This window comes from Pseudoxanthomonas sangjuensis, assembly GCF_010211755.1.
GTDB lineage: Bacteria > Pseudomonadota > Gammaproteobacteria > Xanthomonadales > Xanthomonadaceae > Pseudoxanthomonas_A > Pseudoxanthomonas_A sangjuensis.
Genome location: NZ_PDWR01000071.1, coordinates 1 through 539 on the forward strand (window position 1 = coordinate 1; position 539 = coordinate 539).

Annotated in this window: 2 protein-coding genes; both read right to left on the reverse strand. The window is 63.6% G+C overall.

What is annotated here, in order from left to right:
- On the reverse strand, nucleotides 1–295 hold a 295-nt coding region (locus CSC71_RS15350), incomplete at its 3' end, for a hypothetical protein (protein ID WP_162375238.1).
- A 7-nt stretch (nucleotides 296–302) separates the two neighbouring features.
- On the reverse strand, nucleotides 303–539 hold a 237-nt coding region (locus CSC71_RS15355), incomplete at its 5' end, for a flagellar basal body P-ring protein FlgI (protein WP_162375239.1).

Genomic DNA, 539 nt, shown 5'->3' on the forward strand with positions numbered 1-539 from the left:
GACCAGCAGACACCGACTCGGCGACCAAGTCGTCCAGGCTGGCGCGCTCGCGGTCGTAACGTTGGTCCACAATCGCCAGCGTGGGCGAATCCGGGTTGCCCAGCAATGCGGCAACATCGTCAGGGCTGGCGCCGGCAGCGGCATTGAGAACACGATCGGTACGGCTGTGGTCGATCACGAACACCGGCGCGTCGGGACTCGATGCATTGGCGATATTCCAGCTGGTGACTTCGGCCTTGAGCTTGTTGAGGCTAAGAGCCATGCGCACGGCGTCGACGGTGAGATCTTGTGACATGGGTGACCTACTGAATGATCAGGTCGCCATCCAGGGCGCCTGCGGATTTGACGGATTGCAGGACCGCGATGACATCGCGGGTGGTCAGCTTGGCGGTACGCAACGCGGAAATGAGGTCAGCCACAGTGGCACCTTCTGCGACCGACACAAGCGGTGCGATCGGCTCCTCGGTGCTGATGGTGCTCTCCGGGACCAGCACGCTGCGCACCCCGGCGCCCGGACGCACCAACAGCCCATCCGGTTG